Origin of the sequence: Nakamurella sp. (assembly GCF_048594475.1) — a bacterium.
Taxonomy (GTDB): Bacteria; Actinomycetota; Actinomycetes; order Mycobacteriales; family Nakamurellaceae; genus Nakamurella.
The window spans coordinates 1-23153 of record NZ_JBMDXT010000380.1; the positions used below are offsets into that span (position 1 = coordinate 1).

Below are 23153 nucleotides of genomic sequence, written 5' to 3' on the forward strand. Positions count from 1 at the left end.
CCTGATCCACGCCGCGACCATGGTCACGGCCGGCGTGTACCTGATCGCGCGGTCGTCCCCGATCTACGACGTCACCGCCGACGGCAGCCTGGTGGTCGCCATCATCGGCACCATCACCCTGCTGGTCGGCTGCATCGGCGGGTGCGCCAAGGACGACATCAAGAAGGTGCTGGCGTACTCGACGGTCTCCCAGATCGGCTACATGTTCCTGGCCGTCGGGCTGGGCGCGGGGGTCTACGCGCTGGGCATCCTGCTGCTGCTGTGCCACGGCTTCTTCAAGGCGGGGCTGTTCCTCGGCGCCGGCTCGATCATGCACGCCATGAACGACGACGTGGACATGCGCCGCTACGGCGGGCTGGCCCGCCGGCTCCCCATCACGTTCGTCACCATGACCTGCGGCTACCTGGCGATCATCGGCTTCCCGCTGTTCGACGGCTTCTACGCCAAGGATCCGATCATCGAGGCCGCGTTCGCCGCCGACGGGGTCAAGGGGTGGCTGCTGGGCTCGGCCGCGCTGATCGGCGCCGGCATCACCGCGTTCTACATGACCCGCCTGATGATCATGACGTTCTTCGGCGAGCCCCGGTGGAAGCAGCTCAAGTCCACCGATGGCCGTGACTACCACCCGCACGAGGCGCCGCCGGTGATGACCGTTCCGATGATCATCCTGGCCGTCGGGTCGGTCGGGGCCGGTGCGTTCTTCGCCATCAACGACCGGCTGGCCACTTGGCTGGCGCCGTCGGTCGGCCCGTACGAGGAGCCACACCCGCCGTTCCCGGCGATCGTGGTGACCATCGCGACGCTGGCCGTCGTCGCCGTCGGCGTCTTCATCGCCTACTGGTTCATCGGTCGCCGGCCGGTCCCGGTCACCCCGCCGATGCCGGTGCCGGCGATCGTCACCCTGGCCCGCAACGACGTCGGCGGCAACGCCGTCAACGAGACGCTGTTCGCGCGGCCGGGCATCTGGCTCTCGCGGGCCTCGGTCTACGCCGACGCCAAGGGGGTGGACGGGCTGGTCAACGGCACCGCCGCCGCCCTCGGCGGACTGTCCGGCCGATGGCGCCACTGGCAGAACGGTTACGTCCGCTCGTACGCCCTGTCGATGTTCGCGGGCACCCTGGTCGTGGTGCTCATGCTGCTGCTGGTGAGGTCGGCGTGAACTCCTGGTACCTGGTCGTCCTGATCTTCCTGCCGGTCGTCGGGGCGCTGACGCTGGCCGCCATGTCCGGTGCGCCGGTCCGCACGGTCAAGCTGACCGCGCTGGTCTTCTCGCTCGTCGAGCTGGGCGTCGCGGCCGCCCTGTGGGTGGCGTACACCGCTGAGCGGACCGGGGTCGCCGGCCAACTCGACGTCCCGTTCCGGGAGACCTTCTCGGTCACCTGGATCCCGTACTTCGACATCAACTTCTCGCTCGGCGTCGACGGCATCTCGCTGACGATGATCGCGCTGATCGCGGTCCTGATGCCGATCGTGCTGGGCGCGTCCTGGGAGGAGCGGCTGCCGGCCGGCCGGACGATCGGCGGCTACTTCGCGCTGCTGCTCGTGCTCCAGGGCGCCATGGTCGGCGTGTTCGCGGCGACGAACGTCTTCGTGTTCTACGTGATGTTCGAGGTCATGCTGATCCCGATGTACTTCCTGGTCGGCGCGTTCGGCGGGGTGCGCCGGGCGTACGCGGCGACAAAGTTCTTCCTGTACTCGCTGCTGGGCGGCCTGCTGATGCTGGCATCGGTGATCGGCCTGTACGTCGCGTCGGCGCAGATCCTGCCGGACGGCGGCACCTTCGACTGGGTCAAGCTCCGGGCGATCGCCGACCAGATTCCCGAATCCACCCAGATGTGGATCTTCGCCGGCTTCGCCATCGCGTTCGCGATCAAGGCCCCGCTGGTGCCCCTGCACACCTGGCTGCCGGACGCCGGTACCGAGGCCCCGGTGGGCGCCGGCACGCTGCTCGTCGGCGTGCTGGACAAGGTCGGCACCTTCGGCTTCCTGCGCATCTGCCTGCCGCTGCTGCCCGCGGCCAGCAGCAAGCTGGCCTGGCTGATCATCCTGCTGGCGGTGCTGGGCATCATTTACGGCGCGATCGTCGCGGCCGGGCAGACCGACCTCAAGCGGTTCGTCACGTTCACCTCGATCGCCCACTTCGGCTTCATCGCCCTGGGCGTGTTCGCCTTCACCACCCAGTCGATCGCCGGCGCGGCGCTCTACATGGTCAACCACGGCATCGCCACCGGCCTGCTCTTCCTGGTCGTCGGCATGCTCACGACCCGCGGCGGCAGCAAGCTGGTGGGCGACTACGGCGGTGTCTGGAAGGTGGCGCCCATTCTGGGCGGCATGTTCCTGATCGCCGCGCTGGCCACCATCGCGATGCCCGGGACGAACTCGTTCATCTCCGAGTTCCTGGTGCTCATCGGCACGTTCGGCCGGCATCCGGCCTGGGGCGTGGTGGCCACCATCGGCATCGTCCTCGCCGCCGTCTACATGCTCTGGATCTTCCAGCGCACGATGACCGGTCCGGTGCGCGGCGCCGCGGTGGTCGGCGGCCGCGGCCCGGAGGACATCGACCCGGCGCCGGCGGCCGACCCGACCCCCGGGGCCGGCGAGACGGCCGGCGGTCCGGCGGTCCCCGCCGGCATCGAATCGGCCGGTGCGGCCCGGCCGGTCGGTGCCCAGGTGCCCGTCGCCGTCGCGCACGCCGAATCCGGGGCCGCGGCCGGGCACGGCACCCGGACGAAGGTCCGCGCCCTGTTCGGTGACCTGACCCCGCGCGAGATCACCGTGCTGACCCCGCTGGTGCTGCTGATCATCTTCCTGGGCGTCTACCCGCAACCCGTGCTGGACGTGATCAACCCGACCGCCGAACGAACCATGGTCGATGCCGGCTACACCGATCCGGTGCCGGCCATCGACGCGCCGCTGGGAGGCGGTCAGTGATGACGGTCCTGTCTGTGTTCGCCGGGCCGCTCGCCGCGGCCGCGCCGGTCGATGCGATCACCCCGCCGGAGATCAGCTTCACGCTGACCGCACCGGTCCTGATCGCCCTCGGCGGCGCGATCCTCGGCATCCTGTTCGAGGCGTTCCTGCCCCGCCGGCTGCGCTACCCGGTGCAGGTCGTGCTCGCCCTGCTCACCGTCGCCGCCGCGCTGGTCTGGACGTTGCTGGGGGCCCACCGCGACGACGTCGGCGTGACGTTCGGCGGGGCCGTCGCGGTCGATCAGGCCACGTACGTGATGTGGGGCGTGCTGCTGGTGCTCGCCCTGCCCTCGCTGTTGCTGATGGCCGACCGGGTGTCCGAGCCCGGCGGCGCGTTCGTCACCCAGGCGGCGGCCAAGATCGGTTCGCCGCGGGACCGGACGGCCACCCGGGCCGCCTCCCCGATGCAGACCGAGGTCTTCCCGCTCGCGCTGTTCGCCGTGAGCGGCATGATGATCTTCCCCGCGGCCACCGACATGGTCACCCTGTTCGTCGCGCTCGAAGTGCTGTCGCTGCCGCTGTACCTGCTCTGCGGGCTGGCCCGGCGCCGGCGGCTGATCTCGCAGGAGGCGGCGGTCAAGTACTTCCTGCTGGGTGCCTTCACGTCGGCGATCTTCGCCTACGGCCTGGCCATGCTCTACGGCTACTGCGGATCCACCCAGTTCGCCGCGGTGGCCGCGCAGGCCCGGGCCGGGGACACCAGCGACGTGCTGCTGCTGGGCGGGCTGGCCCTGGTCGTCGTCGGTCTGCTGTTCAAGGCCTCGGTGGGCCCGTTCCACCTGTGGACGCCGGACGTCTACCAGGGCGCACCGACCCCGGTGACGGCGTTCATGGCCGCGTGCACCAAGGTCGCCGCGTTCGCCGCGATGCTGCGGGTGTGCCTGGTCGCCCTGGAGCCGATGACCTGGACCTGGCAGCCGGTGCTCGCGGTGATCGCCGGCGCGTCCATGGTCATCGGGTCGGTCATCGGCATCACCCAGACCGACATGAAGCGGATGCTGGCCTACTCCTCCGTCGCGCACGCCGGGTTCATCCTGCTGGGTGTCATCTCGATGTCCGAGACCGGGGCGTCGGCCACGATGTTCTACCTGCTGACCTACGGCATGGCCACCATCGGCGCGTTCGCCATCCTGACCGTCGTCCGCAAGGGCGACGGCGAGGCCTCGCACGTCGCCGACTGGGCCGGCATGGCCCGCCGCTCGCCGGTGCTGGCCGCGTCGATGAGCCTGTTCCTGCTGTCCTTCGCCGGCATCCCGCTGACCGCCGGTTTCATCGGCAAGCTGTCGGTCTTCACCGCGGCGATGGAGGCCGGTCTGGGTCCGTGGGTGGTGCTGGCCATGATCGCCACCGCCATCACCGCGTTCTTCTACCTCCGGATCATCGTGGTCATGTACTTCGCGGACCCGGTGACGCCGGTCCCGGCCGAGCAGCCGGTCGGGGTCGCCGCGGGCGCGGCAGGTGCGGCGCCGGCCGTGAGCCGGTCCGCGGCCACCTCCGGGTCGGCCGGCGGCCTCACCGCCGACGGCCCGTTCGTGGTCGTGCCGGGTCCGTTGACGACGATCGTGGTGGCCGTGGCCGTCATCGTCACCCTCGGCCTCGGCCTGTTCCCGGGACCGGTGCTCGACCTGCTGACCATCCCCCTGCCGCTGCTGTCATGATCTCGCCCGGTGACGGTCCCCACGCGGGCGTGGGGACGTCCGAACCTGACATAGGCTGGACGTGATGAACGCCCCGACCATGCTGGCCGGCATCCAGCTCGCCGACCCCGACCTGACCGCGCGCGTGTCCGCCGGTCTGGTCCGGGTCGAGGAACTCCTGGAACGGGAACTGATCAGCGAATTCGCCTTCGTGACGGAGGCCGCGTCCCACCTGATGCACGCCGGGGGCAAGCGGTTCCGACCGCTGTTCACCCTGGTGGCGGCGGGCATCGGCCCGAACCCCGACTCCGACGATGTGATCACCGCGGCCGCGGTGACCGAGCTGATCCACCTGGCGACGCTCTACCACGACGACGTGATGGACGAGGCCGAGCTGCGGCGGGGGGCCAAGTCGGCCAATGCCCGGTGGGACAACTCCATCGCGATCCTGACCGGGGACTTCCTGTTCGCCCACGCGTCGCGGCTGGTCGCCCGGCTGGGCCCGGATGCGGTCCGGATCATCGCGGAGACCTTCGCCGAACTCGTCACCGGGCAGACCCGGGAAACGGTGGGGGCGAGCCCGGACGAGGACCCGATCGACCACCACCTGCGGGTGCTGGACGAGAAGACGGCCTCGCTCATCGACACCTGCGCGCGGTACGCCGGAATGTTCTCCGGGGCGCCGGAGGAGCACGTGCTGGCGCTGCGCCGGTACGGCCGGGCGGTCGGGGTGGCCTTCCAGATCTCGGACGACATCATCGACGTGTGCTCCACCGACTCCGGCAAGACCCCGGGCACCGACCTGCGGGAAGGGGTGCCGACGCTGTCGGTGCTGTACACGCTGGCCGATCCGTCGGCCGACCCGCGGCTGCGCGAGCTCGTCGCCGGACCGATCCAGGCCGAGGCGGACGTCGCCGAGGCGGTCGCCCTGCTGGCCGCGTCGCCGGGCATGGCCAGGGCGCGGGCCACCCTGGCCACCTACGCCGATGCGGCCGCCGCCGAGTTGCGGCTGCTGCCGGACTCCTCGGCCAAGGAGGCGCTGGCCTCCCTGGTCGGCTCCGTGGTCGACCGCACCCGCTGACCCGCTGACCGCCGGCCCCGCCCTCGGCCGGGGCCCCGCTCGGGCCCGCCCCGGGCCGACGTCCGGGGTCAGGTCTCGGCGAACCGTTCCAGGTCCTCCAGGATCCGGTTGAGCGGGCGCCGTGTCACCGACGCGATGGTGGTGTGGTCGCTGGCGATGAAGGCCCGGCGTGCTGCGCCGGCCCGCGCGAGCTCGCCGGAGCCGGACCGCCCGGTGAGCGCGGCCTCGATGGCGGCGGCCAGCGGATCGGCCAGGTCGGACAGGGCCCCGAGCCGCAGCGTCGGGTCGTTGGCGTACTCCTCGCGTTCGGCGAACGTGATCGCCTCGTCCGCGAAGGCGCGGATGTTGGCCGCGGTCCGGGCCGCGAGCTCCCGGGCCGGGTCCAGCCGCCCGACCTCGCGCAGCGCGCGCCGGCGCAGCACGCTCCACGGCGCCGACCGGGCGGCACTGGCGATCTGCGCCTGCAACGTGACCGTGTGCGCGGTGGCGTCGTCGAGCTGCTCGGAGACCGCGACCATCCGCCGGACCCGCTCCGGCGTGGACAGGTCCTCGGCCCCGGCGATGCCCACCGAGGCGCGCAGGGCGGCGGTCAACGTCGCCGCCACCCCCCGGAGCTCGTCCCGCGCGGCCTTGAGCGGGTCGGCCGGGAACAGGAACGGGGTCAGCCCGGCGGTGACCAGGGTGCCGACGCCGGTCTCCCAGAGCCGGGTCAGCCCGTAGGCGCCGGCGTCGGGACTGACGAAGATCAGCAACGCGGAGATCGCGATCTGCAGGTTGGGTGCATTGCCGACCCGCACGACCATGCCGATCAGCAGCGACAAACCCAGCACCACGATGACCGCGACCAGGTCCAGGGTCACCACCCGGGTGACCGCGACGCCGATCAGCAGGCCGCCGACCACGCCCACCAGCCGCGACCAGGAGAGGTTGAAGGCGGAGAACGGGTCGGCCTTCAGGCTGACCAACGGGACCAGGACGGCGTAGATCGGCGCCTCGGTGGCGCCCAGCCAGACGCACGCCTGCCAGCCCACCGCCGCCACGATGACGATGCGGATGATCTGCGGCACCTCGACCCGGGCGATGGCGGCCAGGGCGGCGCGATCGAGCCGGGCCAGCCCGAAGGTGGCCCGGGCGTGGTGCCGGAGGGGACGGTCGGTCGTCATCCGTCGGGCAGGGTCAGCTCACCCGGCCGAGGTCCACCGCGGCGGGATCACCCTCGACCCGGCGCCAGATACCGTCGAGCGACAGGCCGACCTGGGCGGCGAGCAGCGCCACGGTGGTGAACGACGGGGTGGGGATCCGGCCGGTCTCGATCTTGCGCAGCGTCGCGGGCGAGATGCCCGCGCCGGCAGCCACGTCCGTGAGGGTGCGCTCGCCGCGGGCCTCCCGCAGCAGCGCACCGATCTCCTGACCGCGCCGGATCTCGGCGGCGGTGAGAGGGACCCGAACCATGACCGTAGAGTAATACCGGGATAGAAATACCGGAACGGTCCGACCGGCGAGCGGCCGGGACGGGACGACCGGACCGCCCGCATCCAGGACGCGGGCCGGTCCGACGGCGGATGGAGAGTCGACGTGATCGAGGTGCTCAGCGAGCAGCAGGTGGACCAGGCGCGGCCGGCCGGCCGGTTCGTCGGCCGGGTGCTGGCCGAGCTGCGGGAACGGACGCGGCCCGGTACCAACCTGCTGGAGATCGACGAGTGGGCCCGGACCATGATCGCCGACGAGGGGGCAGTGTCCTGCTACGTCGACTACGCACCCTCGTTCGGCCGGGGTCCGTTCGGCAAGGTGATCTGCACGTCGGTCAACGATGCCGTGCTGCACGGGCTGCCGCACGACTACCGGCTGGTCGACGGTGATCTGCTGACCCTCGACTTCGCGGTCAGCGTGCAGGGCTGGGTCGCCGACGCCGCGATCAGCTTCGTCGTGGGGGACCGGGTCGACCCGGCGGACCAGCAGCTGATCGAGGCCACCCGGACCGCCCTGGCCGCCGGCATCGCCCAGGCCCGGCCCGGCCGCCGGGTCGGCGACATCTCGCACGCCATCGGCACCGTGCTGACCCGCGCCGGCTACCGGGTGAACACCGAGTTCGGCGGCCACGGGGTGGGCACCACGATGCACCAGGATCCGCACGTGGCCAACAACGGCCGGCCCGGTCGTGGGCTCAAGCTCAAGCCGGGAATGCTGCTGGCGATCGAGCCCTGGGTGATGGCCGACACCGACCGGCTCGTCATGGATCCCGACGGCTGGACGCTGCGCAGCAGCACCGGCTGCCGGACCGCGCACACCGAGCACACCGTTGCCATCACCCGCGGCGGTCCGGTGATCCTGACCGAGCCGGCCTGACCCCGCTTCGCGGATCAAACCCGCGCCGAACCGGACAGAACGGCCCGCTGGGCGCGGCATTGATCAGCGAAGCGGCGGCCGGCGCTACTTGCCGGCGCGGGCGGCCTCGCGGGCGCGCATCCGGTCGCGCTGCTCGACGAAGCGGCTGGCCTGGGCGTCGAGCTTGGCCATGAACTCGACCAGCTCGACCCGGGCCTGCTCGCCGACGGGGCCGAAGTCGCTGCGGTCGAGCACCTTCCAGTACTTGAGCACCGGCATGATGACTGCGTCGTGGTGCAGCCGCAGGTCGTAGATGCCGGCCTTGGCGATGGTGACCGAGTTGCGCTGGAAGTCGGTCATGCCGGCGCCCGGCATGGTGAACCCGACGACCTCGTCCCGGATCGCGCACATCGTCTCGTCCGGGGCCCGATCCAGCGCCGCCGCGACCAGGTTGCGGTAGAAGATCATGTGCAGGTTCTCGTCCTGGGCGATCCGGCCGAGCAGCTGCTCGGCGATCGGGCAGCCGGTGGACGCGCCGGTGTTGCGGTGCGAGACCCGGGTGGCCAGCTCCTGGAACGAGACGTAGGCGACCGCCTGCAGCATCGACTTCTCGCCGGAGTCGTACCCGGCGGTCATGTGCTCCATCCGCAGGGCCTCGAGCTTGACCGGGTCGACGCCGCGGGTGACCACCAGGTAGTCGCGCAGGGCGATGCCGTGCCGGCCCTCTTCGGCCGTCCACCGGCCGACCCACTGGCCCCACGCGCCCTCGCGACCGAACCGGGTGGCGATCTCCCGGTGGTAGGACGGCAGGTTGTCCTCGGTGAGCAGGTTGACCACCATCGCGGTCTTGGCCACCGGATCGAGCGGGGAATCCTCCGGCACCCAGTCCTCACCGCCGAGGAAGGCGAAGTCGCGTCCCCGGCTCCACGGGATGTAGTCGTGCGGCATCCAGTCCTTGGCGATGGCCAGGTGGCGGTTGAGGTTCTCCTCGACCACGGCCTCCAGCTCGTAGAGCAGCCGGGTCTGCACGCCCTCCGGGCCGTCGGGCAGCCGTCCGCCGTTGGTGCTCACGCGATCACGGCCGGGGCCGACGGGCGGACGAGCTGGACGAACCGTTGCAGGTGCATGGAATCTCCGGACGTGCAGGCGATGAGGGTCGACTGAGCCAATGCCTTCGTCAGACTAGTTCAGGTGGCCCACGATCGGGGGTGGACCGACGTCCCGCGCCGGGACGCCGGTCCATCACCCGTTCAGCGTGCGCCGGCCTCGACCAGCTCAGGAGCGGCCGGCGGCGAGTCCGGTCCGGCCACGCCGGCCCGTTCCAGGCCGGCGCCCTCGACGTCCAGGGTCGGCAGCCAGGAGAGCCAGGACGGCAGCCACCAGGCGCGCTCGCCGAGCAGGGTCAGGGCCGCGGGCACCAGCACCATCCGGACCACGAACGCGTCGACCAGGATGCCGACGGCCAGGGCGAAGGCGATCGACTTGATCGGCCCGTCGCCGGCCGGCACGAACCCGGCGAACACGGAGAACATGATCGCGGCGGCGGCCACCACCACCGGGGCGGCCTGGCGGAACCCGGTCCGGACGGCGTCCAGGAAGCCGGCGCCGTGGGCGTGCGCCTCGTGCATCCGCGAGACCAGGAAGACCTGATAGTCCATCGCCAGCCCGAACAGGATGCCGATGACGATGATCGGGGTCAGGCTGATCAGCGGGCCCGCGCTGTCCAGGTTCACCAGGCCCGAGAGCCAGCCCCACTGGAAGACCGCGACGGTCGCGCCGAGCGCGGCCCCGACGGTCAGCAGGAAGCCGAGCACGCCGACCAGCGGCACCAGGATCGACCGGAACACCAGCACCAGCAGGATGACGGCCAGGCCGACGACGATGGTCAGGTAGATCGGCAGCGTGTCGTTGAGGGCGGTGGCGACGTCGACGCTGACCGCCGTCGCGCCGGTGACCGAGGTCTGCGCGCCGCCGGCGGCGGTGGGCAGCAGCTCCCGCAGGTCGTGCACGAGTTGCTCGGTCGCCGCGCTGGTCGGGCCGGACTGCGGGATGACGGTGAGCAGGGCGGCGGTGCCGCTCGGGTTCGGGATCGGCGGGGTGACCAGGGCGACGTCGGTCAGCCCGGAGATCGGTCCGGCGGCCGCGGCGGCCCGGGCGGCTGCATCGGTGCTGCCCGGGGCGGCCTCGAACAGGATGGTCAGCGGGCCGTTGAAGCCGGGGCCGAAGCCGTCGGCGAGCAGCTGCTCGGCCCGGGCCTGGGTGGTGCCGTCGGCCGGGGTCTGCACCAGCGTCGTCTGCATGGAGAAGAACGGGATCGCCAGCACGCCGAGGGCGACCACCGTGCCGACCAGAGCGACGATCCTGTGCCGGGTCACGGTGCCGACCCACCGCTCCAGGAAGCCCGGGGCGGGGGCCGCGTGCCGGCCGGCGGCGGGAGCGGTCGGGTCCGCGCGCCGGCGACGGGGGAGCGCCCGCAGACCCAGGAAGCTCAGGATGGCCGGCACCAACGTCAGCGCCACCAGCACGGCGACCACGACGGTGGCCGCGGCGGCGATGCCCATCTGGGTCAGGAACGGGATGCCGGCCACGAACAGGAAGACCAGTGCGATGACGACGGTCAGCCCGGCCGTGACGACGGCCGACCCGGCGGTGCCGACAGCCACCCCGACGGCGGTGGGGACATCGGCGCCACGCTGCAGCTCGTGCCGGTACCGGGTGATGATGAACAGTGCGTAGTCGATGCCGACGGCCAGTCCGAGCATCGTGGCCAGCGACGAGGTGGTCGACTGCAGGTCGACGAAGCCGCTGACGATGGTGATGCCCAGGACGCCGATCCCCACGCCGACCCCTGCGGTGAGCAGGTTCATGCCGGCCACCACCAGCGAGCCGTAGGTCAGGGCCAGGATGAGCAGGGCCAGGACGACGCCGATCGCCTCGCCCACGCCCGCCGGCACCTCGGGCTGGTTCGTCACCGCGGTCCCGGTGACCTCCACCGTCAGCCCGTTCGCCCGCGCGCCGGCGACCGCGGCCAGCAGTGCGTCCTGCTCGGCGGTGGTGACCTCGCCCTGGGGGACGCCGTAGGTGACCGTGCTGTAGCCGGTGCTCTGGTCGGCGTTGACCCCCGGAGCCTGCGGGTCGAGCGGGTTGCCGGCCGCGACCACGCCGGGCAGACCGCCGAGCTCGGTGACCAGACCGGTGACCGCGGCGGCATTCCCGTCGCTGGTCAGGGTCTGCCCGGCCGGGGCCTGGATCACCACCCGGGCGGTGGCGTTGGTGCCGCCGGCCCCGAACTCGCGGTTGATCTTGTCCAGCGCGATGGTCGATTCCTGGCCGGGGATGGAGAAGGTGTTGGACGTCGTGCCGGCCAGGCTGAGCGCGCCGACGACCCCGAGGGCCAGGATCACCAGCCAGGTGAGGACGACGGCCCAGCGCCGCCGGTGGGCGAAGGTGCCGAGTCGGTAGAGCAGGCGGGCCATGGTGGGCTGCTTTCTTCCGGAACGGGGAGGGGTTCAGGCGCCGGGATGACCGAGCGCGTCGAAACAGGTCTGGAGGATGAACGGCCGCCAGGCCGAGCTCTTGTCGTGCTGGTGGGCGGCGATCGTCAGGACGGCCAGGGCCGACAGGGCGCCGACGACCCGCACCTCGCGGTCGACGTCGGGGCCGTCCGGGTCGACGCCGAAGAGCGCGAGCACCGCCTGCGCGGGGCCGTCCGCCGGACCCCCGATGGCATCGGGCGCGGGATGCAGCGCGGGGGAGAGCATCAACGAGACCAGGCCGGGGTGGGCGGCGGCGGTGTCCAGGACCGTCTCCAGCGCGCGCCGGTCGCGGGCCGGGCCGGGTGGCAGGTCCGCGATCTGGTCCGCGACGCGTCCGCCCAGGGTGCCGACCAGGTCCAGGACGGCCTCGTGGATCGCGTCCTTGGTCGGGAAGTGGTGCAGCAGACCGGCCTTGGACAGGCCGACGGCGGTGGCGATGTCCTGCACCGAGGTCTTGGCGAAGCCCTGACGGGCGAACAGGGCGGCGGCCGCGTCGAGGATGCCGTCGTCGATCTGCTGGCGGAAGGCGCGGGTCATGCGGCCGACAGTACCAACCAATCTGGTCGGTTTGCCAACCGATTTGGTCGGTGATGCCGCTCACGGCGCCGTCGTGGGACCGGTCCGCCCCATCGGTTGGCGCGCGGATGGCCGGCGCCGACCGGGGCCCGGCGGACCGGTCACGACCGGCCGGGCTCGGGCGTCGATCGGGCCGGCGCCGGTATCAATTCGAATGGCGAATGCCATTTCCCGCGGTCCGCCGGGAATGTTGACGGCCCCGTTACAACGTTGTCACCGCACTCCCGCCGGTGCCTGGCAGCGTCGTCGGCGCGGTGGGTGATCCGCATCCGCCTGGGAGGGTTTCATGGTCCAAGACGTCGAGAACGCGCCCGCCGCGCCGCCCCCGCGAACCCGGTCGCGGTGGTACCGGTCGCTGTTCCTGCAATTGCTGGTGGCGATCGTCGCCGGCATCCTGGTCGGCTGGCTGTGGCCGGAATTCGGGGCGGCCCTCAAGCCCCTGGCCGACGGGTTCATCAAGCTCATCAAGATGCTGATCGCGCCGATCATCTTCTTCACCGTGGTGATCGGCATCGCGCACGTCGGCGACCTGAAGGCGGTCGGCCGTATCGGCGTCAAGGCGCTGATCTACTTCGAGGTCGTCACCACCTTCGCGCTGATCTTCGGATTGGTCGTCGGCAATGTGGTGCAGCCGGGTGCGGGCTTCCAGATCAATCCGGAAACCCTGGCCACCGGGGCGGACGCGATCGCCAAGAAGACCGGCGACGGATCGCTGCCGCACACCGTCGAGTTCCTGCTGAATGTCATCCCGACGTCGATCATGTCGGCGTTCGCCGAGAATGCGCTGCTGCAGGTGCTGTTCTTCGCGGTGCTGTTCGGGCTGGCGATGGCGAAGTTCAGCCAGCGGTCGAAGACGCTGTATTCGGTGATCGACCAGGCCAGCCATCTTTTCTTCGCCATCATCGGCTGGATCATGAAGCTGGCGCCGTTGGGCGCGTTCGGCGCGATGGCCTACATCATCGGGCAGTACGGCATCGGATCGCTGAGCAGCTACGGCAAGCTGATCGCCTGCTGCTACCTGGCCGCGGTGCTCTTCATCCTGGTGCTGGGCGGGATCGTCAAGGTGCTGGCCGGCGTCAACCTGTGGAAGATGATCGTCTACATCAAGGACGAACTGTTCCTGGCCCTGGGCACCGCCTCGACCGAGGTCGTCCTCCCGCGGATCATGGTCAAGCTGACCAACGCCGGATGTAACCGGGCCGTCACCGGCCTGGTCGTGCCGACCGGGTACTCGTTCAACCTCGACGGCGCGACGCTCTACCTGTCCATCTGCGTGCTGTTCCTGTCCCAGGCGCTGGGCGTCGACCTGTCCTTGGGCGAGCAGATCACCGCGGTCCTGGTCCTCATGCTGACCTCCAAGGGCATGGCCGGTGTCCCCGGATCCTCGTTCCTGGCCCTGTCCGCGACGGTGGCCGCGATCGGGCACGGCGCGATCCCGGTGGCCGCGGTGGCGTTGCTGCTCGGGGCCGACCGGATCATGGACTCGATGCGGGTGTCGGTGAACCTGCTCGGCAACTGCGTGGCCACCTTCGTCGTCGCCAACTGGGAGGGTCTGCTCGACAAGGAGCGGATGCGAGCGGTGCTGGACGGCGAGGAGGTCGCCCCGCTGACCGAGATCGGGCCGGACGGGACCGAGCAGCCGCTGGCCGAGGAGGAGGCGCTGCTCGCCGGTCCGCGGGACTGACCGAGGGGGGCCGGACCCGGCCCCCGAACGCATCGAACGGCCCCGGCGCATCGCCGGGGCCGTTCGTCGTCCTCGGCCGTCCACGCCGGGGGGATCAATTGACAAATGGTTTTGTCTATTCGACACTGGCCGGGTGAGCGCCGCGCTGGCCCTGCTGGACACCCCGGAACGGGTCGCCTGCGCCCTGCCCGACCTGCGGCGGCGGCTGCTCGAGCGGCTGCGCGAGCCGGCGTCGGCGGCCGAACTGGCCCGGGAGTTCGGACTGCCGCGGCAGAAGCTGAATTACCACCTGCGCGTGCTGGAGGGGCAGCACCTGGTGGAACTGGTCGAATTGCGGCCGCGGCGCGGGTTCACCGAGCGGGTGCTGCGCACCGTCGCCGGCGCATTGGTCGTCGACCCCGGGGTGCTGGGGGCCACGGCGCCGGGCGACGCCGACCGACACGCGGCCGACCACCTCGTCCGGACGGCCGGGGCGATGGTCCGGGACGTCGGTCGGATGGTCGCGCACGCCGACTCGGCCGGCACGCGCCTGCTCACCTTCACCCTCGAGACCGAGGTCCGGTTCGCCACCCCGGGCGAGGTGCACGACTTCAGCGAAGCGCTGGCCCGGGCGGTCGCCGACGTCGTCGCCGGGTTCGACAGCCCGGGCGGCCGGCCCTTCCGGCTGGTGGCGGCCGGTCACCCGGCCCCCCGTCCCGATCAGGAGGCACCGGATGTCCCAGCCCACCGATGAACCGGCGGCGATCGTCGAGGTCACCGTCGCGGCCCCGATCCAGGCGGTCTGGGCCGCCTTGCGCGACCCCGGGCAGCTGCGGAACTGGCACGGCTGGGAGTACGACCTGCCGGACGGCACCGACGCCTTGGCCGAGGAGATCCGGACCATCTACTTCGACCCGGAGGTGGTCGAGGAGGCACCCGCCCGGCTGGCCCTGGGTGGCGACGTCTTCGACCTCACCGAGGTCGACGGCGGCGTCCAAGTGCGGATCACCCGGGCCCCCCGCGGCACGAACCCGGATTGGGACGCGTACTACGACGACATCACCGAGGGCTGGCGGACGTTCCTGTTCCAGCTGACCTGGGCCCTGGAGCGGCACCCCGGCGAGGCCCGGACCACCCACTTCACGGCCGGCACGCCCCGGACGCCCGGCCCCATCGTGGCTCGGCTCGGGCTGGGCGGGGTCGCCGCGCAGCCGGTGGGCAGCAGCTACGCGGTCACCCTGCCGGCGGGCACGACGCTGCACGGCACGGTGTTCTTCCGCACCGAGCACCAGTTCGGGCTCACCGTCACCGAGTGGGGCGACGGGCTGTTGGAGGTCGCCGACGCGCCGCCGGCGCCGCACCGGCCGGTCGCCGGGTCGGCCGCGATCCTGAGCTTCTACGGCATGTCCGGCGCCGAGGTGGCGCGGGTGCGCGAGGCCTGGGACCGCTGGTGGGACGACCAGTTCCAGCCGGCCGAGCTGCCCGGCGAAGGCCCGGCGACGATCTGACCGGGCGCGCCGGCACACTCGGCGGAACCGGGAGGGGCGCCGGGACCGGGCTGGCGGGACGGGCACATGGAAACGGCCCGGCGACCCCTGGTGGGGGATCGCCGGGCCGTCCCGAACGCCTGAATCTGGTGGTCAGGCGGGCTTGTCGCGGAGCACCTCGCACGCTCGGTCGTTTTCGCCGAGGATGCCGCCGCTGGGTGATCGCCTCGCTCGCACGCTCGCTCCGGCGGGCTTGTCGCCCGAGCCGTGCTCGTTCGCTCAGGCGGGCTGGTGCTCCCGCGGCACGCGCTCGGACATGCGCAGGTCGTCCTCGCCGATCGGACCGGACGGCTGCAGCGGCCGGGCGATGAGGAAGCGGACGTAGGCGTACGGGGTGAAGAAGCCGGGCAGGTCGTCGCCCAGGGCCGACTCGACGAACACGTCCTTGGCCTCGTCGACGTGCCGGTGACCCCGCTCGTCGGTGGCCAGCCGGTGCAGCTCGGCGACCTCGTGGTCGATCAACTCGTCGACCAGCTTGCGGGTGACGACCAGACCCTCGGCGAGCTTGGTCTTGTAGTGCAGCCACTGCCACACCTGCGACCGGGAGATCTCGACGGTGGCCGCGTCCTCCATCAGGTTGTCGATGGCGACCGCACCCTGCTCGGAGACCCACGCGGTCAGGTACCGCAGGGCCACGGAGATGTTGGTGCGCAACCCGTTGAGTGTCACCTCGCCCGGGGTCGACCCCGGGTTGATGATGTCGGCGGCGGTGACGTGGACGTCCGGACGCTGCTTGTCCAGCTGGTTCGGCCGGTCGCCCAGCACCGCGTCGAACGCGGCGATGCAGGTCGAGACCAGGCCCGGGTGGGCGACCCAGGAGCCGTCGAAGCCGTCCGCGGCCTCGCGCTCCTTGTCCGCCTTGACCTTGGCCAGCGCCTGCTCGGTGACCTGCGGGTCGGCCTTGCTCGGCACGAACGCGGCCATGCCGCCGATCGCGTGGGCGCCGCGCCTGTGGCACGTCGACACCAGCAGCTCGGTGTAGGCCCGCATCATCGGCGTCGTCATGGTGACGTTGGCCCGGTCCGGCAGCACGTATTCCGGCCCGCTGTGGGCGAAGGTCTTGATGTAGCTGAAGATGTAGTCCCAGCGACCGGCGTTCAGGCCCGACGAGTGGTCGCGCAGTTCGTAGAGGATCTCCTCCATCTCGAACGCGGCCGGCAGGGTCTCGATCAGCACGGTCGCCCGGATGGTGCCCTGCGGGATCCCCAGCAGCGCCTGCGCCTGGACGAAGATGTCGTTCCAGAGGCGCGCCTCCAGGTGCGACTCCAGCTTGGGCAGGTAGAAGTACGGGCCCTTGCCCGCGTCGATCAGCGCTTGCGCGTTGTGGAAGAAGAACAGCCCGAAGTCGATCAGGGAGGCCGGCAGCGGGCGCCCGTCGATGGTCAGGTGCTTCTCGCAGAGCCGCCAGCCGCGGGGCCGGACGACGATCGTGGGGGTCTGTTCCCCGACCTTGTACTCCTTGCCGGAATCGTCGGTGAAGTCCAGGTTGCCGCGGATCGCGTCGAACAGGTTCAGCTGCCCGTCGATCACGTTGAACCAGCTCGGCGAGGTGGCGTCCTCGAAGTCGGCCATCCACACGCGGGCCCCGGAGTTGAGCGCGTTGATGCTCATCTTGCGGGAGGTCGGACCGGTGATCTCGCAGCGGCGGTCCTCCAGGCCGGGGGCCGGGGCGGCCACCTGCCAGGCGGCGTCCTCGCGCACCGAGGCGGTCTCGGCCAGGAAATCGACAGGCTCGCCGGCGGCGATGCGCTTGCTGCGCTCGCGGCGCGCGGCCAGCAGCTCGGCGCGGCGGCCCGCCGAGGCCCCGTCCAACTTGGCGATGAACGCGAGGGCCTCCGGGGTGAGGATCTCGTCGAACCGGGGATGCATGATGCCCTTGATCTTCGGGGCCTTGGGCGGTCCGAACATCTTCACTGCTCCTGTCAGGAAACGTGCTGCGTGTGGTGGTAAGTGACGCCATGGGTCCGGCGGCGAGGTGGAGCGGCGACCCGGCGTTGGAATCGGCACCGGGCCGGTGCGAGGGTGTGCACCGACCCGGTACCGAGGCTAGATCAGTGGAACTGCTCTTCTTCGGTCGACCCCTTCAGCGCCAGCGTGCCGCTGTCGGGGTTGAGGGCGGTGGCCACCTGGTCGAAGTAGCCGGTGCCGACCTCGGCCTGGTGCTTCACCGCGGTGTAGCCGACGGCCTCGTCGGCGAACTCGCGCTGCTGCAGCTCCACGTAGGCGGACATGCCGGTGCGGCTGTAGCCCTGGGCCAGGGTGAACATCGAGTGGTTCAGGGCGTGGAAGCCGGCCAGGGTGATGAACTGGAAGGCGTAGCCCAGCTCGCCCAGGTCGTCCTGGAACGTGGCGATCTCGGCGTCCGACAGCTTGCTCTTCCAGTTGAAGGACGGCGAGCAGTTGTAGGCCAGCAGCTTGCCCGGGAACTCCTTGTGCAGCTCGGTGGCGAACTCGCGGGCCAGACCCAGGTCGGGGGTGCCGGTCTCGACCCAGATCAGGTCGGCGAAGCGGGCGTACTGCTTGGCCCGGGCGAGCACCGGCTCCAGGCCGGACTTGACCCGGTAGAAGCCCTCCGAGGTGCGCTCACCGGTCAGGAACGGCTGGTCGACCGGGTCGACGTCGCTGGTGATCAGGTCGGCGGCCAGGGCGTCGGTGCGGGCGACGATGATGCTCGGAACGCCGGCGGTGTCGGCGGCGAGCCGGGCGGCGTTGAGGGTCCGGCAGTGCTGGGCGGTCGGGATCAGCACCTTGCCGCCCATGTGGCCGCACTTCTTCTCCGACGCCAGCTGGTCCTCCCAGTGCACGCCCGCGGCGCCGCTGGCGATCATGCCCTTCATCAGCTCGAACGCGTTCAGCGGGCCACCGAAGCCGGCCTCGGCGTCGGCGACGATCGGCACCAGGTAGTCGGTGCCGGTCTTGCCGGCCGCGTGGTCGATCTGGTCGGCGCGCAGCAGGGCATTGTTGATCCGGCGGACCACGGCGGGCACCGAGTTGGCCGGGTACAGGCTCTGGTCCGGGTAGGTCTGGCCGGCCAGGTTGGCGTCGGCGGCGACCTGCCAGCCGGACAGGTAGATGGCCTCCAGCCCGCCCTTGACCATCTGCACGGCCTGGTTGCCGGTCAGCGCGCCCAGGGCGCGGGTGAACTTCTTGGTCTGCAGCGCGTTCCACAGCCGCTCGGCGCCGCGGCGGGCGAGGGTGTGCTCCTCCTGGACGGTGCCGCGCAGCCGGATGACGTCCTCGGCGGTGTAGGAGCGCTCGATGCCGGCCCACCGGGCGTCGTCCGCCCACTCCTGGCGCAGCAGCGCGGCCTGGTCCGAGTTCCGGTTCGCCGCGCGGCCTTCGGTCGCGGTGGCATCCAACGTGGCGGTCATTGCTGGCCGTCCCTTCCTGTTCGCGATGCGGCGGGCTCCGCGTTGCTCCGCGTTACCCGCCGTTCATATCGGCTTGACCAGGCAACTGTCGGCGCCCGCCGGGGGTCGCTCAACCGAACTCGCCTGTAAAGAAATGCACTTCTTCCGCTATCGTGCAGGAGTGAGTGATCAAGCCCCCCTTGGCCCCCGAAAGACCCCGGCGGGGGTACGTGACGCGCGTCACGCCCCGCCCCGGTCCATCCCGGGAAGTGCCGTTGACCAGCATCTTTCGGTGCGAACGGGGCCGGGGAGTGGATCAAGGACGGCGGCCGGCGGGCATCGCGGACCGGCGCCGGTCCCTGTCAAAACACAACCCGAACCTTCCGCGCACGGTCGACCGCCGGTTCGATCACAGCCGACCACGTCCGAACAGGGGGCGGGTGGTCCCGACCCGTTGACGATCGGCCGCCGCCTGCGCCACCTGCGCAAGGCTGCCGGCCGGACGCTGTCGGACGTCGCCGAGGCCGCCGGCATCAGCCCGTCGGCGCTGTCGTTGTTCGAGAACGGCAAGCGGGAGGCCAAGCTCTCGCTGCTGACCACCCTGGCCGGTGTGCTCGGCACGAACCTGGGGGAGCTGCTGGCCATGGCCCCGCCCTCCCGGCGGGCCGCCCTGGAGATCGAGCTGGAGCGCGCGCAGCGGTCGTCCGCGTTCAAGTCGCTGGACATCCCGCCGGTCAAGCCCGGCCCCCGGTTGCAGACCGAGGCCCTGGAGTCGCTGGTCGGGTTGCATCGCGCGCTGGCCCGGATCCAGGCCGAGCGGCAGGCCACCCCGGAGCAGGCCCGGCGGGCCAACGCGGAACTGCGCGAGGAGATGCGGCGACGGGGCAACTACTTCGGCGAGATCGAGAAGGTGGCGGCCGACCTGCTCACCGCGACCGGCTACGAGGGCGGCCCGATCACCCGGTCGGTGGTCGACCGGCTGGCCGGGCACCTGGGCTTCCGGCTGCGGCACTCGGCCGACCTGCCGCAGTCCACCCGCACCGTCACCGACCTGGCCAACCGGATCATCTACCTGCCGCAGCCCGACGCCGGGCAGCACGACTCACGCTCGCTGGCGCTCAACGCGCTCGGCCACGTCGTGCTGGGACACGAGGTGCCGCAGGACTACTCGGAGTTCCTGCGGCAGCGAGTGGAGATCAACTACTTCGCCGCGTCACTGCTCATCCCGGAGCGCGGGGCGCTGTCGCTGCTGCGAAAAGCCAAGGCCGCCAAGGATATCGCGATCGAGGATCTGCGCGATGCCTACGCGGTGTCGTACGAGACGGCCGCGCACCGGTTCACCAACTTGGCCACCCGCCACCTGGACCTGTCGGTGCACTTCATGCGCATCAGCAAGGCCGGAGTGATCTACAAGGCCTACGAGAACGACGGCGTGCAGTTCCCGATGGACGCGACCGGCGCCATTGAGGGCCAGCGGGTGTGCCGCTACTGGACCGCGCGGGTGGTGTTCGACCGCCCCGACCTGTCGTCGGCCTACCAGCAGTACACCGACACCAAGTCCGGAACCTACTGGTGCACCGCCATTGTCGATCGCACCGCGCAGGGCCTGTTCTCGGTCAACGTCGGCGTGCCGTACGCCGACGTCAAATGGATGCGCGGCCGGGAGACCACGGCGCGGTCGAAGTCCCGCTGTCCCGATCCCACCTGCTGCGCGCTGCCGCCCGGTGATCTGGCCGACCGGTGGGAGGGCATGGCCTGGCCGAGCGCCCGCGTCCACTCGCACCTGCTGGCGGCGATGCCGCCCGGGGTGTTCCCCGGTGTCGATCAGGTCGAGGTGCTCACCTTCCTCGAGCGGCACTCCGCGCCCTGACCTCCGCGTCCTGACCTCCGCGCCTGACCTCCGCGCGGATCAATTCCGCCCTCCGGGCCGCCCCGCCGCGCGGATCAACACCGCCGGCGCGGACCAACCGGCGCCGAATGTGACCGGTGGGACGGGAGACTGCGAGTTCGTCCGCGCGGGGCCGGTCCCGTCACGCCGGGCGGGCGGCCAGCACCTCGTCGGGGATCCACGCGCCGTGCGGCAGCCCGCGCGCGATGTGGGCGTCGTAGATCGGCCAGAAGTCCGCGGCCGGGGCCGCGTGCGGGCCGCCGCCGGGCCGGCCCGCGACCACCTTGGCCAGCTCGGCCAGGCAGCCGTGCCAGCCGGTCGCGTTGCGCGCGGCCGTGTTCCGCTCCGCCAGCACGTTGAGCAGCACCAGCCGGCAGCCGTCGCCGGTTTCCTCCAGTGCCAGATGGATCTCGTCACCCCCCCACCCGAAGCTGAAGCGGTGCGGCGGATCCCAGACCAGCACCCGGTCGACCTCGGGCGGCTCCGGCAGGTTCGGGTCGCCGGTGAAGACGATCGCACCCCCGGCGACCGGCTCGTACCGCACCGCGGACGGGAACCAGGCGGGCAGCTGTGCCGGATCGGTGACCGCGGCCCAGACCCGCGGCAGCGGGGCGGTGAAAGTCCGTTCGAATCGCACGGCGGGGCGTCCGTCATGCTCCACGTAGCTGCCCGGGTCGACGATCATGGGTGTTCCTCCAGGTGCTCCTCGAGCCGGTCGAGGCTCTGATTCCAGCGTTGCCGGTAGGGGGCGAGCCAGGCGTCGACCTCGGCGATCGGCCGGGGATCGAGCCGGTACAGCCGGCGCTGAGCGTCCTTGCGCACCTGGACCAGCCCGGCCGTCCGCAGCACCCGCAGATGTTTGGACGCCTGGGGCTGGCTCAGCCGGAGGGCGTCGACCACCTCGCCCACCGCGCGCTCGCCGGAGCGCAACAGGTCAAGCACGGCCCGGCGGTGAGGGTCGGCCAGGGCCGACCAGGTGGCCTCGGTCATGGCCTCAATATGCCCGCTGGAGCATATACGTGTCAAGGAATATGAGCGGGCGCCCATCCGGATCGCCGCCGGCCCCGAATCCCGTCGAACGAGCCGCCGCCGTCGAGGGGAGCCGAGGTGTCGATCGAACGGTCCCGGAACCGGATGCGCCCGCCCGGCCCGGTCACCCCGCGCCCCGACGGCATGTCCCGCCGGGTGGCCACCGCCGCCCGGGACCGGCGTCCGGGTCCGTTGCCCGAGCAGCGGCCCACCGGGTGGCATCGGGTCGTGTACGACAACCCGATGCCGCCGGCCCGGCCGGCCGATCCGCCCCGGGACGTACCGCCGGCGCTGATTCCGGCCGTGGTCCGGGCGCCGGTCGGGCCGCGACCGCCGTCGGGTGGCGGGCACCAGCAGGTCGGCCGGGTGCTGGGCCCACCGCCGGCCGGTCGGACCCGGCGCGCCGCCCTGGTCCTCGTCGCAACGGTCGGGGCGGCCGCGGCCGCCGGCATGGCGGCCGTGGTGCTGGTCGCCGGTTCGTCCGAGCCCGACCGGATCGGTCCTGAGGCGCCGGCCACGGTGGCTCCGATCCACTCGACCGGTGCGTCCCTCCCGTCGAACGGGTCGACCGGAACCGGTCCGGGGGCCCCGTCCTCGGCGTCCGCGCCGGACGCGATCCCGCCGGCCGGTCCGGTCGGCACGACCGGGGCCGAAGACACCGGGACCGCCCCGACCGACGCCGCCGACTCCGGCCCCGAGACCGGGCCGGACCCGGCGCAGGTGACGACGTTGGTTCCCGGCGCCCCCGGCTTCGGCTGGCCGTCGACCGCGTTCGGGTCGGGCGCGCCGGACGGCTGACCCGCGGCCCGGTCAGGCGGAGCCGACGAGCGAGGCGAAGACGATCACGTTCGACTGGTAGCTACCGGCCGCGGGATCGAACTCGCCGCCGCAGGTGATCAGCCGCAGGCCCGCGTGGTCGAGATTGCCGTAGACCTCCAGCGTCGGGAAGTCCTGCTTGGCGACCTGCCGGACCTCGTCGACCACGAACCGGGCCACGGTGCCGTCGGCCCGGGCGACGTCCACCGCGTCACCCGGGTGCAGCGCGGCCAGGTGGTAGAACACGCCCGGCCCGAACCGGCGGGAGTCGACGTGACCGAGGATGATCGCCGGCCCGAGCGCACCCGGCGTCGGGGAGTCCCGGTACCACCCGGGCCGGGCGTCCGGATCGTCGAGTGAGGGCACCTCGACCGTGCCGTCGGCATGGCGCCCGAGATCGACCAGCGGGCTGTCGATCCCGATCGCCGGCACCGACAGTCGAAGTGGAGTCGACGCCGGCAGGACCGGGTCGGGCGCGCCGGCGGACCCGCCCGGGGCCGGACCAGGTGTGGGCGCCGACGGTGCCGGGGGCGGCGACGGTGAGAGCGACACCGACGGTGAGAGCGACGGAGAGAGCGACGCCGACGGTGAGAGCGACGGTGCGTTCGGCTGCGCGACCGACGGCGTCATCGATGGAGCCGCGCCGGTCGTCGACCGAGCCGGATCCGCGCAGCTCGACAGCAGCAGCGCCACGCCGACGATGCCGGCGGTGCGGGCGGCCCGGCGGGCCATCGA

20 protein-coding genes are annotated in these 23153 nt (G+C 71.7%); 10 read left to right on the top strand and 10 right to left on the bottom strand.

What is annotated here, in order from left to right; translation table 11 throughout:
• From ACOJUF_RS16990 to ACOJUF_RS17005, 4 genes are all read left to right on the top strand, one after another.
• On the top strand, positions 1-1159 hold a 1159-nt coding region (locus ACOJUF_RS16990), incomplete at its 5' end, for a proton-conducting transporter membrane subunit (RefSeq protein ID WP_420123007.1).
• A complete protein-coding gene (locus tag ACOJUF_RS16995; protein WP_420123008.1) occupies positions 1156-2931 on the top strand; it encodes a complex I subunit 4 family protein in 1776 nt (591 codons plus the stop codon). The genes ACOJUF_RS16990 and ACOJUF_RS16995, both read left to right, overlap by 4 nt.
• Positions 2931-4628, top strand: a complete 1698-nt coding sequence (gene nuoN, locus ACOJUF_RS17000) for an NADH-quinone oxidoreductase subunit NuoN (RefSeq protein ID WP_420123009.1) — start codon at positions 2931-2933, stop codon at positions 4626-4628. Before ACOJUF_RS16995 ends, nuoN begins: the two co-directional genes overlap by 1 nt.
• Positions 4629-4692: 64 nt before the next feature.
• A complete protein-coding gene (locus ACOJUF_RS17005) occupies positions 4693-5688 on the top strand; it encodes a polyprenyl synthetase family protein (protein ID WP_420123010.1) in 996 nt (331 codons plus the stop codon).
• 68 nt (positions 5689-5756) lie between these two features.
• Here ACOJUF_RS17005 and ACOJUF_RS17010 read toward each other — a convergent pair whose 3' ends face one another.
• Both ACOJUF_RS17010 and ACOJUF_RS17015 read right to left on the bottom strand, forming a co-directional pair.
• On the bottom strand, positions 5757-6851 hold the full coding sequence (locus tag ACOJUF_RS17010) for a hypothetical protein (RefSeq protein WP_420123011.1): 1095 nt from the start codon (positions 6849-6851) through the stop codon (positions 5757-5759).
• Positions 6852-6864: 13 nt separating this feature from the next.
• The gene (locus tag ACOJUF_RS17015; RefSeq protein WP_420123012.1) at positions 6865-7140 is read right to left on the bottom strand and encodes a helix-turn-helix domain-containing protein; all 276 of its coding nucleotides are present in this window, start codon (positions 7138-7140) and stop codon (positions 6865-6867) included.
• A 123-nt stretch (positions 7141-7263) separates the two neighbouring features.
• Here ACOJUF_RS17015 and map point away from each other — a divergent pair, with 123 nt between their 5' ends.
• Positions 7264-8034: a type I methionyl aminopeptidase gene (gene map / locus ACOJUF_RS17020; protein WP_420123013.1), complete on the top strand. Its 771-nt coding sequence runs from the start codon at positions 7264-7266 to the stop codon at positions 8032-8034.
• An 84-nt stretch (positions 8035-8118) separates the two neighbouring features.
• Here the strand turns inward: map and ACOJUF_RS17025 are convergent, their stop codons facing one another.
• From ACOJUF_RS17025 to ACOJUF_RS17035, 3 genes are all read right to left on the bottom strand, one after another.
• Positions 8119-9084 carry an acyl-ACP desaturase gene (locus ACOJUF_RS17025; RefSeq protein WP_420123014.1) on the bottom strand — a complete coding sequence of 322 codons (966 nt, stop codon included), beginning with the start codon at positions 9082-9084 and terminating at the stop codon, positions 8119-8121.
• Between the two features lie 179 nt (positions 9085-9263).
• Positions 9264-11489 (bottom strand): MMPL family transporter, encoded by a 2226-nt coding sequence (locus tag ACOJUF_RS17030; RefSeq protein ID WP_420123015.1) that lies wholly within the window; start codon positions 11487-11489, stop codon positions 9264-9266.
• 33 nt (positions 11490-11522) lie between these two features.
• Complete coding sequence (locus tag ACOJUF_RS17035; protein WP_420123016.1) at positions 11523-12086, bottom strand: TetR/AcrR family transcriptional regulator; 564 nt, start codon at positions 12084-12086, stop codon at positions 11523-11525.
• A gap of 325 nt (positions 12087-12411) precedes the next feature.
• Between ACOJUF_RS17035 and dctA the strand changes: the two genes are divergently transcribed.
• The 3 genes from dctA (at position 12412) to ACOJUF_RS17050 (ending at position 15296) form a co-directional block, all read left to right on the top strand.
• The gene (gene dctA / locus ACOJUF_RS17040; protein ID WP_420123017.1) at positions 12412-13809 is read left to right on the top strand and encodes a C4-dicarboxylate transporter DctA; all 1398 of its coding nucleotides are present in this window, start codon (positions 12412-12414) and stop codon (positions 13807-13809) included.
• A 133-nt stretch (positions 13810-13942) separates the two neighbouring features.
• The gene (locus ACOJUF_RS17045; RefSeq protein WP_420123018.1) at positions 13943-14542 is read left to right on the top strand and encodes a helix-turn-helix domain-containing protein; all 600 of its coding nucleotides are present in this window, start codon (positions 13943-13945) and stop codon (positions 14540-14542) included.
• Positions 14523-15296 (top strand): hypothetical protein, encoded by a 774-nt coding sequence (locus tag ACOJUF_RS17050; protein WP_420123019.1) that lies wholly within the window; start codon positions 14523-14525, stop codon positions 15294-15296. The genes ACOJUF_RS17045 and ACOJUF_RS17050 overlap by 20 nt, the downstream gene beginning before the upstream one ends.
• A gap of 258 nt (positions 15297-15554) precedes the next feature.
• Here ACOJUF_RS17050 and aceB read toward each other — a convergent pair whose 3' ends face one another.
• Both aceB and aceA read right to left on the bottom strand, forming a co-directional pair.
• A complete protein-coding gene (gene aceB, locus ACOJUF_RS17055; RefSeq protein WP_420123020.1) occupies positions 15555-17243 on the bottom strand; it encodes a malate synthase A in 1689 nt (562 codons plus the stop codon).
• Positions 17244-17386: 143 nt separating this feature from the next.
• Positions 17387-18706: an isocitrate lyase gene (gene aceA, locus ACOJUF_RS17060; RefSeq protein WP_420123021.1), complete on the bottom strand. Its 1320-nt coding sequence runs from the start codon at positions 18704-18706 to the stop codon at positions 17387-17389.
• A gap of 433 nt (positions 18707-19139) precedes the next feature.
• Between aceA and ACOJUF_RS17065 the strand changes: the two genes are divergently transcribed.
• Positions 19140-20555: a helix-turn-helix domain-containing protein gene (locus ACOJUF_RS17065; protein WP_420123022.1), complete on the top strand. Its 1416-nt coding sequence runs from the start codon at positions 19140-19142 to the stop codon at positions 20553-20555.
• Positions 20556-20715: 160 nt separating this feature from the next.
• Here ACOJUF_RS17065 and ACOJUF_RS17070 read toward each other — a convergent pair whose 3' ends face one another.
• Both ACOJUF_RS17070 and ACOJUF_RS17075 read right to left on the bottom strand, forming a co-directional pair.
• Positions 20716-21258 carry an SRPBCC family protein gene (locus tag ACOJUF_RS17070; protein WP_420123023.1) on the bottom strand — a complete coding sequence of 181 codons (543 nt, stop codon included), beginning with the start codon at positions 21256-21258 and terminating at the stop codon, positions 20716-20718.
• The gene (locus tag ACOJUF_RS17075; RefSeq protein WP_420123024.1) at positions 21255-21563 is read right to left on the bottom strand and encodes an ArsR/SmtB family transcription factor; all 309 of its coding nucleotides are present in this window, start codon (positions 21561-21563) and stop codon (positions 21255-21257) included. The genes ACOJUF_RS17070 and ACOJUF_RS17075 overlap by 4 nt, the downstream gene beginning before the upstream one ends.
• Positions 21564-21680: 117 nt before the next feature.
• Here ACOJUF_RS17075 and ACOJUF_RS17080 point away from each other — a divergent pair, with 117 nt between their 5' ends.
• Positions 21681-22400, top strand: a complete 720-nt coding sequence (locus ACOJUF_RS17080) for a hypothetical protein (protein WP_420123025.1) — start codon at positions 21681-21683, stop codon at positions 22398-22400.
• 12 nt (positions 22401-22412) lie between these two features.
• On the opposite strand, the gene ACOJUF_RS17085 is transcribed toward ACOJUF_RS17080, so the two are convergent.
• Entirely contained in the window at positions 22413-23150 is a 738-nt protein-coding gene (locus ACOJUF_RS17085) for a class F sortase (protein WP_420123032.1), read from the bottom strand.
• Positions 23151-23153 lie beyond the last annotated feature (3 nt).

What these genes read in the sequence shown, in the direction of transcription:
- nuoN (WP_420123009.1), top strand. Translation starts at nt 2,931, where the DNA reads ATGACGGTCCTGTCTGTGTTCGCCGGGCCGCTCGCCGCGGCCGCGCCG.
- ACOJUF_RS17005 (WP_420123010.1), top strand. Translation starts at nt 4,693, where the DNA reads ATGAACGCCCCGACCATGCTGGCCGGCATCCAGCTCGCCGACCCCGAC.
- ACOJUF_RS17010 (WP_420123011.1), bottom strand. Translation starts at nt 6,851, where the DNA reads ATGACGACCGACCGTCCCCTCCGGCACCACGCCCGGGCCACCTTCGGG.
- ACOJUF_RS17015 (WP_420123012.1), bottom strand. Translation starts at nt 7,140, where the DNA reads ATGGTTCGGGTCCCTCTCACCGCCGCCGAGATCCGGCGCGGTCAGGAG.
- ACOJUF_RS17030 (WP_420123015.1), bottom strand. Translation starts at nt 11,489, where the DNA reads ATGGCCCGCCTGCTCTACCGACTCGGCACCTTCGCCCACCGGCGGCGC.
- ACOJUF_RS17035 (WP_420123016.1), bottom strand. Translation starts at nt 12,086, where the DNA reads ATGACCCGCGCCTTCCGCCAGCAGATCGACGACGGCATCCTCGACGCG.
- dctA (WP_420123017.1), top strand. Translation starts at nt 12,412, where the DNA reads ATGGTCCAAGACGTCGAGAACGCGCCCGCCGCGCCGCCCCCGCGAACC.
- ACOJUF_RS17050 (WP_420123019.1), top strand. Translation starts at nt 14,523, where the DNA reads ATGTCCCAGCCCACCGATGAACCGGCGGCGATCGTCGAGGTCACCGTC.
- aceB (WP_420123020.1), bottom strand. Translation starts at nt 17,243, where the DNA reads ATGTTCGGACCGCCCAAGGCCCCGAAGATCAAGGGCATCATGCATCCC.
- aceA (WP_420123021.1), bottom strand. Translation starts at nt 18,706, where the DNA reads ATGACCGCCACGTTGGATGCCACCGCGACCGAAGGCCGCGCGGCGAAC.
- ACOJUF_RS17070 (WP_420123023.1), bottom strand. Translation starts at nt 21,258, where the DNA reads ATGATCGTCGACCCGGGCAGCTACGTGGAGCATGACGGACGCCCCGCC.
- ACOJUF_RS17075 (WP_420123024.1), bottom strand. Translation starts at nt 21,563, where the DNA reads ATGACCGAGGCCACCTGGTCGGCCCTGGCCGACCCTCACCGCCGGGCC.
- ACOJUF_RS17085 (WP_420123032.1), bottom strand. Translation starts at nt 23,150, where the DNA reads ATGGCCCGCCGGGCCGCCCGCACCGCCGGCATCGTCGGCGTGGCGCTG.